This window comes from Streptomyces niphimycinicus (assembly GCF_018883605.1).
GTDB classification, from domain to species: Bacteria; Actinomycetota; Actinomycetes; order Streptomycetales; family Streptomycetaceae; genus Streptomyces; species Streptomyces niphimycinicus.
Genome location: NZ_JAHLEM010000659.1, coordinates 1 through 779 on the forward strand (window position 1 = coordinate 1; position 779 = coordinate 779).

Annotated in this window: 2 protein-coding genes; both read left to right on the top strand. The window is 71.2% G+C overall.

The genetic code is table 11. The annotated features are described in order from the left end of the window. The coding region (locus KN815_RS39455; RefSeq protein WP_216346618.1) for a hypothetical protein at window positions 1-451 on the top strand (451 nt) is incomplete at its 5' end. Continuing rightward, window positions 448-639, top strand: coding sequence for a hypothetical protein (locus tag KN815_RS39460; protein ID WP_216346619.1), 192 nt, complete (start codon window positions 448-450; stop codon window positions 637-639). The genes KN815_RS39455 and KN815_RS39460, both read left to right, overlap by 4 nt. Window positions 640-779 lie beyond the last annotated feature (140 nt).

The following is a 779-nucleotide window of genomic DNA, read 5'->3' on the forward strand; positions in this document are numbered from 1 at the left end:
CGTCATCCAGGACAAGTACGGCACCCTCTACTGGCTCATCGAGGTGGGTTCCGCTGCGAGCTGGTGCCTGCGGCAGGTCCGCGTCCTCACCGAGCTGACTGATGAGAGCACCTACCTCGGTGTGCCGCCCACCTCCAGGACGGAGGGCCCCGGCACCCACTGGCGCGTGCCGCTCTCGGCCGAGCACTACCTCACCGACGCCTTCAAGCTATGGGGAGCTCTGGCCGAGGCCGACCGTGTCGTGTTCGGCCCGGTCCCGCAGGGCCGCCAGACCTGCTATCGCTGCGAACTTCCCACCGAAGAACCGGTCATCGTCGATGTCCAGCACGGCGGCAGTGGCGCCGGACGCACCATCTACGCCTGCCCGCGCCACACCCTGACCTACCCGCGCGACACCGTCGCCGAGGCCGCCGCCAGGCGCCGCGCGCTCGACCAGAGCGGGACCCGATGACGGCTGCCGAGCAGACCGCCGAGCGGACCAAGGATCCGTTCGCCGACGAGGCGTGGCGCGCCGCCATCGAGCACGCCGCGGGCTGCCTGGCCTGCCGGACGCCCGGCACCGGGTGCGAGACCGGGGAGCGGTTGCTCCGCGCCTATGAGGAGGCCGCGCGGCAGGCCCGACGTGAGGAGGGCGAATGAGACACCGACGCCAGGCCCCCGAAGGGGCGGCGTTGTCCGACTACACGGGCGCCCAGGCGCCCGTACTCAGGAGGTAGAACGGTGACTGTCGAGAACAAGCACAAGGGTGATCCCGCCCCGATCAAGCCGTGGACGCCCCC

Excerpts from the sequence above, each read along its gene's own strand:
- KN815_RS39460 (WP_216346619.1), top strand. The coding sequence starts at position 448 with ATGACGGCTGCCGAGCAGACCGCCGAGCGGACCAAGGATCCGTTCGCC.